The organism is Pseudomonas sp. 34 E 7 (assembly GCF_900005715.1).
Lineage (GTDB): Bacteria > Pseudomonadota > Gammaproteobacteria > Pseudomonadales > Pseudomonadaceae > Aquipseudomonas > Aquipseudomonas orientalis_A.
The window spans coordinates 43,886-59,213 of the sequence record NZ_CVTX01000136.1; the positions used below are offsets into that span (position 1 = coordinate 43,886).

A 15,328-nucleotide genomic window follows, 5' to 3' on the forward strand; every position below is an offset into this window, starting at 1 on the left:
AAAAGAGAGCGTCGCATGCTTCTACACACGTCCACCTGGATCGAGATCGGGCAGTTTCTGCAGCGCAGCCGCACGGTGATAATTCCCATCGGCTCCAACGAGCAACACGGCCCCACCGGCCTGCTGGGCACCGACTGGATGTGCCCGGAGATCATCGCCGTCGAGGCGCAGAAGCAGGCTGATATTCTGGTCGGCCCGACGTTCAACATCGGCATGGCCCAACATCATCTGGGCTTTCCCGGCACCATCTCGCTGCGCCCCTCCACCTTTATCGCCGCGATCGGCGACTGGGTGCGCTCGCTGGCCGGGCATGGTTTCGACAAGATCCTGTTCCTCAACGGCCACGGCGGCAATATCGCCACCATCGAAGCGGCGTTTTCCGAACTCTACGCCGAAGCCAGCTTTGCCCGCCGCCCGGCCGGGTTCGCCCTCAAACTGGTCAACTGGTGGGACCTGGAAGGCGTCACCGACCTGGCGCAGCGCCAATTCCCGGTGGGCCATGGCAGCCACGCCACCCCGTCGGAGATTGCCGTGACGCAATGGGCCTATCCGGACTCGATCAAGTCGGCCGAGTACTCGCCGCGAATCGCCAACACCGGCCCGATCCGCGAAGCGCTGGACTTTCGCGCGCGCTTCCCCGACGGGCGCATGGGCTCGGACCCGGCATTGGCGACGGTAGAGAAAGGCGGTGAACTGGTGGCGTTGGCGGCGCAGGGGCTGGTCAAGACCGTGAATGCCTTCAGCAATGAGTCAAAACCCTGAGTCGAACACTATCCAAATGTGGGAGGGGGCTTGCCCCCGATAGCGGTGGGTCAGTCAGCTTATTTGTTACTGACACACTGCTATCGGGGGCAAGCCCCCTCCCACATTTGATCTGCCTTTGTCCTGGGCCCGGGGTTACTGGCAGTCCTGCGCAGCCTGCTCGAGCCGTGACGCCTTGATCGCCGACGCCAGCGGTTTGCGCTCGTACAGGAACACCTTGGTGCCGTCCTGGGATTTATAGGCTTCGAGCACATCATCAGCCGCGATCTTGCTGGTCAACAGCACCTTGGCGTGGCGCGAGTTCTGCGTCACGGTCGAGGTGATGCCGTGCTTTTCAAGCTTGGGCAGTACGCATTGCACATAGCCTTCAGGGGTTTTGGCGGTGTGCAGGGTCAGCGATGGGGCATTCGGCGCCGTGATGCAACCGGTCAGCGCCAGGGCAGAAAGAGCCAGGGCCGGGGCGAAAAAAGCGTGCATAAACATTCCTGAAAAATAACAAAATAGGTGCCTGTCGATCCGCGTATCAACCGGCGCGGCACTCTGCAGTGCAGACGTGTCATGCACCCGTACAACACCCCACGGAGTTTACGAGCATCAGGGTGATCAAAACCAGCTGGATCAGAGTCCTCATCGCGCATTTCCTTGAGCCGCGTTTCGATGAGCGGATTTTGCGCTTTTGCCGTAAAAACAGAACTTGTGATCCTTGATGGTGACTATTATTTGAACCGATAGTGTCAGGTAGCCCAACCCATAAAACCTATAAGGACCATGCCATGAAGCGTCACCAGAAAACCTTCGACCGCATCCGCGAAGCCGTATTGCCGGAGTTTCGCGAGCGCGTCGCCGATTACCTGGTCGAGTATGAAGACGTGCTGTTGAGTGACACCAGCGTTGCCGCCGCGCAATCGGCCAGTGCCCAGCAACTGCGTGGCTACCTGCGCGGTTTGAACACCACGCGCGTGCTGGGCATGGCCGATTGGGAAGACCTGGACCGGCGCGTCGCGCAAATGAACGACAGCCCTACACCCCAGGGCGTGGCTGGTTGAGCCATTCCTGCACCGATGGCCTTTGCCACTGACGCCGGGCGTAAGCCACCAGTGGCGCCGGCACGGCGTCGCCGTTGAGGATCAGGCGATTGAGCATCACCGCCAGGTCCACATCGGCAATCGACCAAGTGCCGAACAGGTAGTCCGGGTCATCCATCAGTAATTCCTGCGCCACGCCGATCAATTTGCCCGCAGCAGCCTCGGCCAATGGCGACAACGGCGGCATCTTCTGCCCGCAGAACACCACCAGGGTCGAGCGCTCCTGGCGAATCGGCAGCAAATCACTGCGCAACCACGCCTGCACCTGCCGTGCCCTCGCCCGCTGCTGCGGGTCCACCGGATAAACGCGGCTCTCGGGATAGGCTTCGTCCAGGTATTCAGTAATCGCCGAAGACTCCGACAGCGAGAACTCGCCGTCCTCCAGCGTCGGCACCCGCTGGGTCAAAGACAATCGCGCGTAGCCCGCCGCCTGCTGCTGGCCGGCCTCCAGGTCCAGGGGCACGGTCTCGAATGCCAAGCCCTTTTCCCGCAAGGCGACGAATACCGACATGGCATAGGGGCTGACGAACAGCGAATCAACGTAGAGGCGCAGCGGACGGTGGCTCATGGGCGATCTCCTTGAAATAAGGCTTCACGCTACGAGATGCGCGATGATAAAGACAATGCGGCGTTTTTATGGGGCCATTCCTCGCGGGAATAGTGCAGCTTGATCACTTAACCCGCGAATCCGCCGGCGTCGAGGAAGTCTCGTTCTTCATCGGTGGTCTCTCTGGCCAACACCGCATTGCGATGGGGAAAGCGCCCAAACCGCTGGATAATCCGCGCATGCTCCCGGGCCCAGTGAGAGGTATTGGCGTCCAGAGGCTGATTAAGCGCGATGGAGCGTTGCTGATCCTGCGGATCTTCCGAATGCTCAAACGGCAAATAACAAAAAGCGCGCAGTTCGGGTTCGATCAGTTGATCCAATCCTGCGTCCACCATGCATCGCGCATACAGGCGCGCCAGCGGGTCGGTGGCGAACATATGCGCCGTGCCACGAAAAGCGTTGCGCGGATACTGGTCCAGCAGGATCAGCAAGGCCAGCGCACCGTGGGGCGTGTCCAGCCAATCCTCCAGCTCGCGCCGGGCCGCCTGCAGATGGGTGGTGTGGAAGGTCTCGCGAAAGCTCGCGTCGAATTCGTCGTCCTTGGCAAACCAACGCTTTGGGCCCGCCTGTTTCCAGAAGTCGATCACGGCCTCGGCCGATTGGACGTTCCTGTGTGTCATCAATGCCTCCGATACGCTCGTTTAAACAGCGCGGCGATGCGCCAATAATGTTATATGATAACGCCTCTTTTTTTCCCAGCCTTGTGAACTGCCCCATGACCGATGCTGTTGCGCTACGCCAACGCCTGCTTTCCATCGACGCCCTGCGGGGCCTGGTGATCCTGTTCATGTTGCTCGACCACGCACGCGAAACGTTCCTGCTGCACCGCCAGGTCGGCGACCCGATGAACATCGACACCACCGAGCCCGCGCTGTTTTTCAGCCGCACCCTCGCCCATCTGTGCGCGCCCGTGTTCGTGTTGCTCACCGGTATGTCAGCCTGGCTGTACGGCCAGAAATACCAGGGTCGGCGCGCGGTGTCGGCATTTTTGTTCAAGCGTGGGCTGTTTCTGGTGGTATTGGAGGTCACGCTGGTGCACTTCGCCTGGACCTTCCAGTGGCCACCGGGCCTGCTTTATCTGCAGGTTATCTGGGCGATCGGGGTGAGCATGATCGCCCTCGCCGCGCTGGTATGGTTGCCGCGCCCGCTGCTGATTACTTTGGCGCTGGTATTGATTGCCGGGCATAACCTGCTCGACGGCGTGCATTTCACCCCCGGCTCGGCCGCGCAGGTGGCGTGGTCGATCCTGCATGAGCGCAGTTTTATCGAGGTGTCCGACACCCTGCGCATTCGTGTGACGTACCCGGTACTGCCATGGATCGGCGTGATTGCCCTGGGCTACGGCCTCGGTCCGTGGTTTTCGACGACCGTGCTCCCCGCCGTGCGCCAGCGTTATCTGCTGCTCGCAGGCGTCGGCGCACTGCTGGGGTTTGTGCTGTTGCGGGCACTCAACGGATATGGCGACAAGCCTTGGCAGGCCTACGACAGCGGCGTGCAGAGCGTGATGAGCTTTTTCAACGTCACCAAGTATCCACCTTCGTTGTTGTTCCTGGCGCTGACGCTGGGCATCGGCCTGCTGTTGCTGCTGGCGTTCGAACGTGCCGGGCACAAGCGCTGGATCAGCATGCTGGCGGTATTTGGCGCGGCGCCGATGTTCTTTTATCTGCTGCACCTGTATGTGCTCAAACTGATTCATGTCGCGTGTGTCGCGTTGTTTGGGCTCAATCACGGCAATTATTTCGGTTTCGACAGCGTCGGCGCCGTGTGGGCGGTGGCGTTGGTGCTGCCACTGGCGCTGTATGTGCCGGCGCGATGGTTCGCCGCACTCAAGGCGCGGCGCAGGGATATCACCTGGCTTAAATATTTCTGAGCACGCGGGCGAGCGCTCAGGGTCGTTCGAACTGATGCCGCAGTGCTTCGATACGTTCTCGGCAGATGCAGCCCTCCAAGTGATCATTGACCATGCCCAGCGCCTGCATCAGCGCATACATCGTGGTCGGGCCGACAAAGGTCCAACCGCGTTTCTTGAGCGCCTTGGACAAGCGCACCGAAGCCGGCGAGGTCGGGTTGGCGTTCCAGTACGCCATGTCCACCACCGCCGGGCGCTCCTGCGGGCCGGGCTCGAAAGACCATACCCAGCGCGCCAGCGAACCGCTTTCACTTACCAGTTCGCAGGCGCGGCGGGCATTGTTGATAGTCGACACAATCTTCGCCCGGTTGCGCACGATACCCGGGTCGCCCATCAAGCGTTCGATATCCGCCTCGCCATACTGCGCCACCTTGCGAAAATCAAAGCCGTCGAACGCCCGCCGAAACTGCTCGCGCTTGCGCAAGATGGTGATCCACGCCATCCCCGCCTGAAAACCTTCCAGGCAAATCTTCTCGTACAGCAGGACGTCATCCGCCACCGGCACGCCCCACTCATGGTCGTGGTAATGCAGGTATTGCGGCGCGGCGTTACGCCAGGCGCAGCAGGTGCGCCCGGCTTCATCCGTTGTCAGGCCTGATTGTTCCATCCATCACCTCGTGTACCGAGCGCGGATGATACGCAAAAAAATTTCCACGGCGTCAACCGCTCAAACACCGTACTTACCGACTCACTGGTCAGACCGGGTCCTATCGACCACCGAATATTTACTTGTAGTTTGAAAAAAACCGGGCGTAGACTGGCCGCGCACTGGACTTACCGGTAAGACCACAACAATTAAGCCCTGGAACCACCAGGGCACCGAATAGAGATCCCTCCCATGCTCAGATGGTGCTCGCGTTCGATTTTCCTGCAAGTCGTGATTGGCCTGATGCTAGGCGTCATTTGCGGCCTGGCCCTCCCCGAATTCTCCTCGCAACTCAAACCCCTGGGTGACGGCTTTATCAAGCTGATCAAAATGCTGATCGGCCTGATTGTATTCTGCGTCGTGGTCAGCGGCATTTCCGGCGCCGGCGATTTGAAGAAAGTCGGGCGCATTGGCTTGAAGTCAGTGATCTATTTCGAAGTGCTGACCACCGTCGCCCTGGTGCTCGGCCTGATCATGGCCTTCAGCACCGGCATCGGCAGCGGCGCCAACATCCATCTTGAGCAGCTTTCGTCCGCCGGCTTGAATGAACTGGCCGACAAGGGCCAGCACATCAAGGGCACCAGCCAGTTCCTGATGGACCTGATCCCCAACTCGGTAATCGGTGCCTTCGCCGACAACAACGTGCTGCAGGTGCTGTTGTTCTCGGTGCTGTTCGGCAGTGCGCTGAACCTGGTGGGTGAAGCGGCGTCGGGCATCTCGCGGCTGATCAACGAGCTGAGCCATGTGATCTTCCGCATCATGGGCATGATCGTGCGCCTGGCGCCAATCGGCGTATTCGGCGCGATCGCGTTCACCACCAGCACCTATGGCCTGGACTCCCTGCAACACCTGGGCAGCCTGGTGGGCCTGTTCTACCTGACATGCCTGGCCTTCGTCGGCCTGATCCTCGGCCTGGTGATGCGCTTGTCGGGCCTGCGCATGCTGCCGCTGCTCAAGTACCTGCGCGAAGAACTGCTGATCGTGATGGGCACGGCTTCGTCCGACGCGGTGCTGCCGCAGATCATGCGCAAGCTGGAGCACCTGGGGATTGGCAGCTCCACCGTGGGCCTGGTGATTCCTACCGGCTACTCGTTCAACCTCGACGGTTTCTCGATCTACCTGACCCTGGCCATCGTGTTTATCGCCAACGCGACCGGCACCCCGCTGTCGATGACCGACCTGCTCACGATCCTGCTGGTCTCCTTGATCACCTCCAAAGGCGCCCACGGCATTCCGGGTTCGGCCCTGGTGATTCTGGCGGCCACGCTCACGGCCATCCCGGCGATTCCGGTGGTCGGCCTGGTGCTGGTACTCGCGGTGGACTGGTTCATGGGCATAGGCCGTGCCTTGACCAACCTGATCGGCAACTGCGTCGCCACCGTGGCCATCGCCCGCTGGGAAAAAGACATCGATATCCAGCGCGCCAACAAGGTACTCGACGGTCAGCAAGGCTATGCCTTCCAGACCAAGAAACCGGTATTGCCGGCGCATCAGGAGTTCTGATCCGCTTTCAAGCACAACACAAATCCAATGTGGGAGGGGGCTTGCCCACTCCCACATTGGTTCATCACAAGATTGACTGCCGTATTCGCAACATCAAGGAGACATCGACGTGATCAGCACCTCAACCGTCGTCAATTCAGTCGTAGAAAAACTGCGCGCCGCCCTGGCACGCGGGCAATGGCGGCGTGGTGAAATGCTGCCCGGCCAGCGTGAACTGGCCGAGCAGATGGGCATCAGCCGCCCGAGCCTGCGCGAAGCGGTGATCGTGCTGGAAACCCTCGGCCTGGTGCGCTCCATGCCCGGCAAAGGCGTGGTGGTGCTGGAAACCAGCGTCAGCGAGCCGCAGTCGAGCGACGCCGTGGCCGATGCCAGCCTCGAAGACATTCTGCAACTGCGCTATACCCTGGAACCCTTCATCGTCGGCCTGGTCGCCCAATCCATCAGCAGCAAGGAAATCGGCCAACTGCGCCTGACCCTGATGGACATGCGCGAAGCCCTGGATGCGGGCGACGCCGAGGCGGGCATGAACGCCTACATCGAATTTCACGAAGAACTGTTCGCCCTGACCTCCAACCCGATCTTCCAGAACGTGGTGCAGCAGACCAGCACGGCGCTCAAGCAAAGCGCCCAGGTGTTGCGCAATTCCCCGGAGCACCTGGCCGAACGCCTGCAGGAAAACGAAGCCGTGGTGCGCGCCATCCGCAACAAGAACAGTGCCCTGGCCAGTGCCGAAATGCGTCGGCACATCCTGCAGGAAGGCTTGCGCATGGGCATTCGCCTGAACATCCCGGATGACCATCTGGGCAGTTGAATAATTGGAGACAGGCCATGAACGTCCACGCCCTGCAACGCGACCCCCTGCCCTGCCTGCGTCGGGTGCCGGGCAAGAAGCCCTCGGCAGATGAGATCTATCCACGGCTGTTCGACGCCATTCTCGAGCAACGCATCGCCCCCGCCAGCCGCTTCACCGAAGAAAGCCTGGGGGAGCGCTTTGGCGTGAGCCGCAGCGTGATCCGCCGCGTCCTGGCCAAGTTGTCACAGCAGCAAGTGATCATCCTGCGCCCCAACCAGCGGGCCCAGGTGGCGGCGCCGGACGCCCAGCAAACCCGGCAGATTCTCGAAGCCCGGCGCATGACCGAAATGACCGTGGTGCAATTGGCCTGCGCCCGGGCGACAGGGGCACAGGTACGCCAGTTACGCGAGTTGATCGCCCGCGAACGCGACTGCATCGAACGCGACCAGCGCGGGCCGGCGATCCGGTTGTCCGGTGAATTCCATTTACAACTGGCCGCTATCGCCGGGAACGGGCCATTGGCGCAGTTCCTCAATAGCCTGGTGCCGTTGACCTCGCTGGTCATTGCCCAGTACGAACGTCGAACCCGCACCTGTTGTGCCTGGCAGGAGCATGTGGCGATTGTGGATGCGCTGGCGCAGCGCGACTCGGGCACCGCCGTAGCGCTGATGACGCAGCACCTGGACCACCTGGAAACACAGCTCTTGAAAAACCACTGATCCGACCTGCATAACGATCAACCTGTGGGAGCGCACCGCCTCTCACAGGCAAGGTGGCCAGCCACAGCGCGTCAAGTAATTAGCACCTTGGCCCCACACGCTCTGCATAACCTGTGTCTCGCACAATTTCAGTGCTTATCACAGGTACGAACCATGTCCATCGAATCACAAACCCGAATCTCACTGTTCAACCTGCTCAAGCAGTTGAAAGAGCAGTCCGCAGCACTCCCGGCCGAGGTCAACACAGCCTTGACTGAACTCAATGCAACAGCCAAGCAGATCGGGCTTGGCCTTTACGCACTGGGCAGTTATGACAAGGCGAGGTTTCATCTGACCATCGCCGGCGCCGCAGGCGACGTGGAATCGCAATACGCCATGGCCACCTGCGAAACGCGCCTGGACGGCGGCTTTCGCCTTGTCAGCGAGGCGACCGCCAAATGGCTGCGACTGGCGGCCGCTCAAGACCATATTCCAGCATTGCTGCGCTTGGGCGACAGCGAATCCCTGGCCAGAGCCAGGACGCTGGCAACCACACCACCCCTTGCCGATACGCCCTCGGCACAGCGTTGTCTGTATACGCTGACCAACGACGTGCAGTGGCTGAAAAAAGCCGCTGATCAAGGCGACATCGCAGCGATATACGAACTGAAAGACGCCTACGCCAAACGACCGGAACTGATACCCAATCGCCTGGAACGCCAGGCACTGATCGTGGAACTGACTCAACGAGCGGCGGACAAGGGTTATCCAAAGGCAGTGTACGAGTTGGCCTTTACCACCGACGAAGCGGTCAGTGTTGAGGAAAAACAAAAAAGGATTATCCAACTGGCAATGATGGGCCAGCTCGATGGGCTGCTGGAGTACGCGTATGCGCTGGCAGGCTTGTCGCAGGACAAGAATCGGGTACACCGCACCTACGGACTTGAACGTAATCTGCCCAAGGCCTGTGCGTTGTTGAAGCTGGTCCTGACCAAGGTAGATGGCGCATTGCCCCTGCCATCGGTCGAAGACGATTATCAGGCCATCAAGCATCAAATGCAGGACACCGCCGAAAGCGACATCATCCTGGCGCAACTGCGGGGAACCATTACGCGGGTATTCCAGGTGCTCGAACCGCTGGTCATTCTCGGCTGGTGACACCGATATCCGGGGAGAAGCGTGCCCCCCACCGATAAAAAAGGCCCCGTATCCTGCGATACGGGGCCTCTTCATTACCGCTCGATCACGCCGGCTGCAACACCGACTGACCACTCAACGCCAGGTCCAGCAACTCACGGTTGGCCACCGCGTACATGGCGTAGTCCGTGCCGACCGCAGCACGGATTTCCACCATCATCGCGCGCCAGCGATCCGCCATGTCCTGATGCTGCTCAAGCCACAGGGCCACGCGGGCTTCCATGTCCTGCGGCGCGTCGGCCATTTGCAGGACCGAAATGGTGATCGCCCGTTGCTGCCAGTCCACGTCGTCGCGGAAGGCTTCGCGGGCCTGGGCCTGCCAGTTGTTGCCCACCGGCAGGTCGCTGATCTGCTGCAGGTACCACGGCAGGTCCAGCGCGCTGCCGACGGCGAAGTAGGCCTTGGCCACTTCGGCGGCGTCATGCCCGGTCACGTCGGCGGCTTCGATGATCGGCAGCAGGGTGTACAGGTGGGTAGTGCCTGCAACCATGCGCGCCAACAACTCCGGTACGCCGGCCTGGGTGTAGGCCTGGTAACGGTTCTGCCAGCCTTCACGAGTCGGGCCTTCAAGCAGTTCATCGAGCTTGAGACCCAGCGCCGCCAGGTGCGGACCGAAGTGCGCGGTATCACGCCCGGCGTCCTGTTCGTTGCGACGACTGCGCAGGAACCAGCGCGTGGCGCGACGGCCCAGGCGCATCAGTTCGTCCATCAGCTCCAGTTGCACGTCGGCCGAAACCTGGTGGTCCAGGGCTTCGATCTGACGGAACCAGTGCGGGAGATGGAAGATGTCACGCACAATCACATAGGCGCCGGCCACGTTCGCCGGACTCATGCCGGTCGACTCTTTGAGTCGCTGCACGAAGGTGATGCCCATGTGGTTGACCAGGTCGTTGGCGATCTGGGTGCTGACAATCTCGCGCTTGAGGCGGTGACGGCGCATGGCCTCGGAGAACTTGGCCACCAGGCTCGGCGGGAACGCGGTCTCCATGTCACGGGTCAGGTACTCGTCATCCGGCACCTGGGACTTGAGCAGCGCTTCCTTGAGGTCGATCTTGCTGTAGGAGATCAACACCGACAGCTCCGGACGCGTCAGGCCCTTGCCGGTCGAGGCGCGCTCGACCAGTTGCTCCTCGGTCGGCAGGTACTCGATGGCGCGGTCCAGCTTGCCACGGCCTTCCAGGTCGCTCATCAGGCGCTTGTACTCGGCGGCGCGCTCGTAAGCCTTGCGCGCGGCCAGGGACAGGGCCTGGGTCTGTTTGTAGTTGTTGCCCAGCACCAGGTTGCCGACTTCGTCGGTCATGCTCGCCAGCAACTGGTTGCGCTGCTTGTCGGTCATGTCACCGGCCTGCACCACTTCGTTAAGCAGGATCTTGATGTTCACTTCGTGGTCGGAGCAGTCCACGCCGCCGGCGTTGTCGATGAAGTCGGTGTTGGAACCGCCGCCATTGAGGCCGAACTCGACACGGCCCAGTTGGGTCATGCCCAGGTTGCCGCCCTCGCCCACCACTTTGCAGCGCAGCTCGTTGCCGTTGACGCGCAGCGCGTCGTTGGCCTTGTCGCCCACATCGGCGTGGCTCTCGGTGCTGGCCTTGACGTAGGTGCCGATACCGCCGTTCCACAACAGGTCCACCGGTGCCTTGAGCAAGGCGTTGAGCAGTTCGGTCGGGGTCAGCTTGTCGGCCTGGATGTCGAAGCGTTCTTTCATCTGCGCCGAGATGGCAATGCTCTTGGCACTGCGCGAGAAGATCCCGCCGCCTTCGGACATGATGCTGGTGTCGTAGTCGGTCCAGGCCGAACGCGGCAGCTCGAACAGGCGCTGGCGCTCGACGAAGCTGGTGGCCGGGTTCGGGTTCGGGTCGATGAAGATGTGCAGGTGGTTGAAGGCCGCGACCAGTTGCAGCTTGTCGGACATCAGCAAGCCGTTACCGAACACGTCACCGGCCATATCGCCGACGCCCACCACGGTGATGCTGTCTTCCTGCACATTGATGCCGCGCTCACGGAAGTGACGCTGCACACCGACCCACGCGCCCTTGGCGGTGATGCCCATTTTCTTGTGGTCGTAACCGGCCGAACCACCGGAGGCGAACGCATCGCCCAGCCAGAAGCCGTAGTCGATGGCGATGCCGTTGGCGATATCGGAGAAGGTCGCAGTGCCCTTGTCCGCTGCCACCACCAGGTACGGGTCATCGTTGTCATGACGCACAACGTTGGCCGGCGGCACCAGGGCGCCATCCTTCAGGTTGTCGGTGATGTCCAACAGGCCGGAAATGAAGATGCGGTAGCAGGCGATGCCCTCGGCCGCGATCTCGTCACGGCTGCCGCCCAAGGGCAGGCGACGCGGCAGGAAGCCACCCTTGGCGCCTACGGGCACGATCACCGAGTTCTTCACCTGCTGGGCTTTTACCAGGCCGAGCACTTCGGTACGGAAGTCTTCTTCCCGGTCAGACCAGCGCAGGCCGCCACGGGCGACGTTGCCAAAGCGCAGGTGCACGCCTTCGACGCGTGGCGAGTAGACGAAGATCTCGAACTTCGGCACCGGCTTGGGCAGCTCGGGGATCGCATGCGGGTTGAACTTGAAGCTGAAGTACGACTTGTTCTGGCCGTTGGCGTCGGTCTGGTAGAAGTTGGTGCGCAGGGTCGCCTTGATCAGGTCCAGATAGCGACGCAGGATGCGGTCTTCGTTGAGCACCTGAACATCGTCCAGGGCGGCGAGGATCGCTTGTTCCAGGCGTTGCTGCTTGTCTTCCAGGTCGTCGGCGGTGAGCTTGCGCGCCAGGTAGAAGCGGGTCTTGAACAACCGGGTCAACTCGCGGGCGATGTCGGTGTGGTTGTTCAGGGTGCTGGCGATGTAGCCGAGGTCGAAGCCCAGGCGGATCTGCTTGAGGTAACGGGCGTAAGCGCGCAGCAGCGCCACGTCACGCCATGGCAGGCCGGCGGTGAGTACCAGGCGGTTGAACGCATCGTTCTCGGCATCGCCGTGAACGATGTGTACGAAGGCATCCTGCAGGGTGTCGTTGAGCTGCGAGATATCCAGGTTCACGCCTTCGGCGGCGATGAACGCGAAATCATGGATCCAGAACTCGCGGCCATTGGCATGGCGCAGGCGGTACGGGAATTCGCCCAGCACGCGCAGGCCCAGGTTCTCCAGGATCGGCAGCACGTCGGACAGCGCCAGCGGGGTGTCGGCGTGGTAGAGCTTGCAATGCAGCTCACGCTGGCCGGAGACCTGGCCCAGCGGCTGATAGAAGCTCATCACCAGCGGGTTGGCTTCGGTCAGGCTGTTGAGGTGCTGCATGTCGACCACGGCCGAATGCGCGGCGAAACGCTCGCGGTAACCGGCCGGGAAGCCTTTGGGGAAATCCGCCAGCACGTTGGTGCCGTGGGCTTCGCCGAAGCTTTCCACCACCAGGCTGGCGTAGTCGTCCTGCCAGCTGCGGCAGGCCTGTACCACTTCCTTTTCCAGTTGCAGCGGGTCGATGTCCAGGCGGTTCTTCGGGTCGACCCGCAGAATCAGTTGTACGCGGGCCAGCACGGACTCGGAGAAGAAGGTCCAGAACTCGCAGTCCGAGGCTTTCAGGCGATCCATCAGCACTTGCTGGATTTTCTGGCGCACTTCGGTGGAATAGATGTCGCGTGGCACGTAGGCCAGGCAGTAGCAGAAACGGCCGTACGGGTCTTTGCGCAGGAACACGCGGATCTTGTTGCGTTCCTGGATCTGCACGATCGACATCACCGTGCTGAACAGCTCATCGACCGGGGTCTGGAACAGGTCGTCACGGGGCAGCACTTCAACCACCTGGGCCAGTTCCTTGCCCAGGTGCGCCTTGGCCTGGAAGCCCGAGCGACGCTCGATTTCCGCGACTTTGCGGCGGATGTAAGGAATCACCCGCACGCTTTCGCCATACACCGAGGAGGTATACAGGCCCATGAAGCGGTGTTCCTTGATGACCTTGCCGTCGGCGCTGATTTCGCGGATCGACACATAGTCCGGATACGCCGGGCGGTGTACGCGGCTCGGGTGGGCAGCCTTGGCGAACGACAGCACGGTCGGTTCGCGCAGGTAGGCCACGGCGTAGTCTTCGATGCGCAGGTCTTCGGCGGTGAGGCCGGCGCGCAGCAACTTGGTCAGACCGAGGAAGGAGTCGGCGTCATATTCGATATGACCGCCGTCCGCCTCGTCACGTACCACGAACTCTTCATAGCCCAGGAAGGTGAAGTGGTTGCCCACCAGCCACTCGAGGAAATTCTTGATCTCGGCTTTTTCTTCGCCGTCGATAGCGAAAGCGCTGGCGTCGATACCGGCCAGCAGGTCCTGGACCTTGGCTTTCATCGGTTCGAAATCGGCCACGGCCACGCGCACTTCGCCCAGCACCTGCTCGAGCTCTTTGCTCAGCACGTTCAGCTCGGCGGCGTTGGCGCAGCGGTCGATTTCCAGGTACATCAGCGATTCTTGCAGGATGCCTTCGCCCTGGGTGCCCTTGGGCAGCACTTCCAGCAGTTCGCCCTTGCTGCCACGGCGCACACTGAGCACGGTGGTTTGCAGGGTGTGGATGCTGTAGCCGCGGCGGTTGAGCTCGGTACGCACCGAGTCGACCAGGAAGGGCAGGTCATGGTGCAGCACTTCGACCGCAGTGTGGGTCGATTGCCAGCCATGACGTTCGTAATCGGGGTTGTAGACCCGCACTTGCGGTTGGGTGTGATCGAAGCGCTCAAGCAGGCGCCAGGCAGACAGGGTGCAACCGGCCAGGTCGGAAAGGCGACGCTGGGTCAGTTCGTCCAGGGAAATGATGCCGAAGAATTGCTCAGCGAACAGCGCCACTTGTGGCAGTGCCTGTTCACTGATGTGCTGCGCCAGTGCCGCTTGCAGTTGGTGCTGGAAGTCGGCCTTGCTGGCTGCGGTGAAGAACGCCATCTGTGGTACTCCGCTTGGGCTTGTTATTGATGGAAGCGTCGCGTGTTATCCCCCTGCGGGGAGACCGTCAGCTCTGTTCGTCGGTCACGATAAACGATTCAGAGTGACAGGTGGGTGAAGCTGGACAAGACAGTCAGGTCACATACAACTTCCACCGGATGCGCACCTTGCCGGGTGACGGTACGACGGGCAGGTCAGGCGCCTGGCACGGAGCACATCCGTTGCGCAGCTTAACGAGTGTGGGAAGCGCGCTGCTTGCGATGCTGCGACATATTCGGTCATCGGCAAGCAGGTGTGGGGTTGCAACTTGGGCAACCGGGTTTTTCCGGATGAAAACCGGCTGCTTTCAGACCCACGAGTACCGGAAATGACCGACACTGCTCGTCAGGTCATGCATCCCAGTCTGACACATCGCGCAGCATAAAATTCGCCGCAATGGCACAATCACCCGGCGCAAACGCCCCTCCTCCACACAGGATTCCCCATGCTGCAGCTGAAAACCGACGCCCTGATGGCCACCCCGTGCGACGACGAAGAAGACAACATGGCCATGCTCTGCTGCCACGGCAAGAACGGCGAGATGTTCATGCTCAGCCGTTACCCGGACGAAGACGACGTGGAGTTGACCTGGGATTACGAGCCGTCGACGCTGGCCGGGCTGAAAATCACCCTGGGGGCCACGACCCTGCGGATCGAACTCGCCGCCGGCGATGCCGATTCGCTGGGGGGCAAGGACCACCTTGAGATCACGCATGCCACGGCCGCATCCGACCTGGCCGAGGTCGAGCAGACCCTGCAGAACATCCTCAAAGGCACCGGCACCTTCACCCGGATTTAAGCGGCACCGAAGGAGGCCGCTTGCCCTGATACTGTAGGAGCGAGCTTGCTCGCGAAAAACTCACAGGCACCGCGTTCATCCAAGAAGCACGCGTTATCGTTGACGTTTTTCGCGAGCAAGCTCGCTCCTACAGACGGCGTGCACGCTTGACTGACTGGCATGAGAGCTTGCCCCGATCAAAGTCTTCAACACACAGAAGACCAACTGTGGGAGGCGCTTGCCCTAATACTGTAGGAGCGAGCTTGCTCGCGAAAAACTCACAGGCACCGCGTTCACTCAGAAAGCACGCGTTATCGTTGACGTTTTTCGCGAGCAAGAGCTAGGCGCCCCCCTCGCTCCTACAGAGGGCGGTGTACGCTTAACTGACTGGCATAG

13 protein-coding genes are annotated in these 15,328 nt (G+C 61.3%); 8 read left to right on the forward strand and 5 right to left on the reverse strand.

The genetic code is table 11. The features are described from left to right. Positions 1-15: 15 nt before the first annotated feature. Positions 16-762 (forward strand): creatininase family protein, encoded by a 747-nt coding sequence (locus BFP96_RS12865; RefSeq protein ID WP_065885211.1) that lies wholly within the window; start codon positions 16-18, stop codon positions 760-762. A 135-nt stretch (positions 763-897) separates the two neighbouring features. On the opposite strand, the gene BFP96_RS12870 is transcribed toward BFP96_RS12865, so the two are convergent. Continuing rightward, the gene (locus BFP96_RS12870) at positions 898-1,239 is read right to left on the reverse strand and encodes a hypothetical protein (protein WP_065885210.1); all 342 of its coding nucleotides are present in this window, start codon (positions 1,237-1,239) and stop codon (positions 898-900) included. Positions 1,240-1,535: 296 nt separating this feature from the next. On the opposite strand from BFP96_RS12870, the gene BFP96_RS12875 reads away from it, so the two are divergent. Next, positions 1,536-1,808, forward strand: a complete 273-nt coding sequence (locus BFP96_RS12875) for a hypothetical protein (protein WP_065885209.1) — start codon at positions 1,536-1,538, stop codon at positions 1,806-1,808. Here BFP96_RS12875 and yfcF read toward each other — a convergent pair. Further along, positions 1,783-2,415, reverse strand: coding sequence for a glutathione transferase (yfcF, locus tag BFP96_RS12880; protein WP_065892993.1), 633 nt, complete (start codon positions 2,413-2,415; stop codon positions 1,783-1,785). The genes BFP96_RS12875 and yfcF overlap by 26 nt on opposite strands. 107 nt (positions 2,416-2,522) lie before the next feature. Beyond that, positions 2,523-3,074 carry a DUF924 family protein gene (locus BFP96_RS12885; RefSeq protein WP_065892992.1) on the reverse strand — a complete coding sequence of 184 codons (552 nt, stop codon included), beginning with the start codon at positions 3,072-3,074 and terminating at the stop codon, positions 2,523-2,525. A 95-nt stretch (positions 3,075-3,169) separates the two neighbouring features. Here BFP96_RS12885 and BFP96_RS12890 point away from each other — a divergent pair, with 95 nt between their 5' ends. Continuing rightward, positions 3,170-4,324 (forward strand): DUF1624 domain-containing protein, encoded by a 1,155-nt coding sequence (locus tag BFP96_RS12890; RefSeq protein ID WP_065936341.1) that lies wholly within the window; start codon positions 3,170-3,172, stop codon positions 4,322-4,324. Between the two features lie 16 nt (positions 4,325-4,340). Here BFP96_RS12890 and BFP96_RS12895 read toward each other — a convergent pair whose 3' ends face one another. Continuing rightward, positions 4,341-4,970, reverse strand: coding sequence for a DNA-3-methyladenine glycosylase I (locus BFP96_RS12895; RefSeq protein WP_065892990.1), 630 nt, complete (start codon positions 4,968-4,970; stop codon positions 4,341-4,343). A 216-nt stretch (positions 4,971-5,186) separates the two neighbouring features. Here BFP96_RS12895 and BFP96_RS12900 point away from each other — a divergent pair, with 216 nt between their 5' ends. From BFP96_RS12900 to BFP96_RS12915, 4 genes are all read left to right on the forward strand, one after another. Further along, entirely contained in the window at positions 5,187-6,512 is a 1,326-nt protein-coding gene (locus tag BFP96_RS12900; RefSeq protein ID WP_170827551.1) for a C4-dicarboxylate transporter DctA, read from the forward strand. A gap of 109 nt (positions 6,513-6,621) precedes the next feature. Further along, positions 6,622-7,323 carry a FadR/GntR family transcriptional regulator gene (locus tag BFP96_RS12905; protein ID WP_065885203.1) on the forward strand — a complete coding sequence of 234 codons (702 nt, stop codon included), beginning with the start codon at positions 6,622-6,624 and terminating at the stop codon, positions 7,321-7,323. A gap of 17 nt (positions 7,324-7,340) precedes the next feature. Beyond that, positions 7,341-8,024 carry a GntR family transcriptional regulator gene (locus BFP96_RS12910; protein WP_065892989.1) on the forward strand — a complete coding sequence of 228 codons (684 nt, stop codon included), beginning with the start codon at positions 7,341-7,343 and terminating at the stop codon, positions 8,022-8,024. A gap of 153 nt (positions 8,025-8,177) precedes the next feature. Continuing rightward, on the forward strand, positions 8,178-9,161 hold the full coding sequence (locus BFP96_RS12915) for a hypothetical protein (protein ID WP_065936342.1): 984 nt from the start codon (positions 8,178-8,180) through the stop codon (positions 9,159-9,161). An 85-nt stretch (positions 9,162-9,246) separates the two neighbouring features. Here BFP96_RS12915 and BFP96_RS12920 read toward each other — a convergent pair whose 3' ends face one another. After that, positions 9,247-14,115 carry an NAD-glutamate dehydrogenase gene (locus BFP96_RS12920; RefSeq protein ID WP_065885200.1) on the reverse strand — a complete coding sequence of 1,623 codons (4,869 nt, stop codon included), beginning with the start codon at positions 14,113-14,115 and terminating at the stop codon, positions 9,247-9,249. 484 nt (positions 14,116-14,599) lie between these two features. On the opposite strand from BFP96_RS12920, the gene BFP96_RS12925 reads away from it, so the two are divergent. Further along, positions 14,600-14,953 carry a hypothetical protein gene (locus BFP96_RS12925; protein WP_065936343.1) on the forward strand — a complete coding sequence of 118 codons (354 nt, stop codon included), beginning with the start codon at positions 14,600-14,602 and terminating at the stop codon, positions 14,951-14,953. Positions 14,954-15,328: the final 375 nt, after the last annotated feature.

Bases quoted from the DNA above. Each gene is read 5' to 3' on its own strand.
- BFP96_RS12875 (WP_065885209.1), top strand. From the start codon at position 1,536: ATGAAGCGTCACCAGAAAACCTTCGACCGCATCCGCGAAGCCGTATTG.
- BFP96_RS12910 (WP_065892989.1), top strand. From the start codon at position 7,341: ATGAACGTCCACGCCCTGCAACGCGACCCCCTGCCCTGCCTGCGTCGG.
- BFP96_RS12885 (WP_065892992.1), bottom strand. From the start codon at position 3,074: ATGACACACAGGAACGTCCAATCGGCCGAGGCCGTGATCGACTTCTGG.
- BFP96_RS12895 (WP_065892990.1), bottom strand. From the start codon at position 4,970: ATGGAACAATCAGGCCTGACAACGGATGAAGCCGGGCGCACCTGCTGC.
- BFP96_RS12920 (WP_065885200.1), bottom strand. From the start codon at position 14,115: ATGGCGTTCTTCACCGCAGCCAGCAAGGCCGACTTCCAGCACCAACTG.
- BFP96_RS12925 (WP_065936343.1), top strand. From the start codon at position 14,600: ATGCTGCAGCTGAAAACCGACGCCCTGATGGCCACCCCGTGCGACGAC.
- BFP96_RS12870 (WP_065885210.1), bottom strand. From the start codon at position 1,239: ATGCACGCTTTTTTCGCCCCGGCCCTGGCTCTTTCTGCCCTGGCGCTG.
- BFP96_RS12915 (WP_065936342.1), top strand. From the start codon at position 8,178: ATGTCCATCGAATCACAAACCCGAATCTCACTGTTCAACCTGCTCAAG.
- yfcF (WP_065892993.1), bottom strand. From the start codon at position 2,415: ATGAGCCACCGTCCGCTGCGCCTCTACGTTGATTCGCTGTTCGTCAGC.
- BFP96_RS12865 (WP_065885211.1), top strand. From the start codon at position 16: ATGCTTCTACACACGTCCACCTGGATCGAGATCGGGCAGTTTCTGCAG.
- BFP96_RS12890 (WP_065936341.1), top strand. From the start codon at position 3,170: ATGACCGATGCTGTTGCGCTACGCCAACGCCTGCTTTCCATCGACGCC.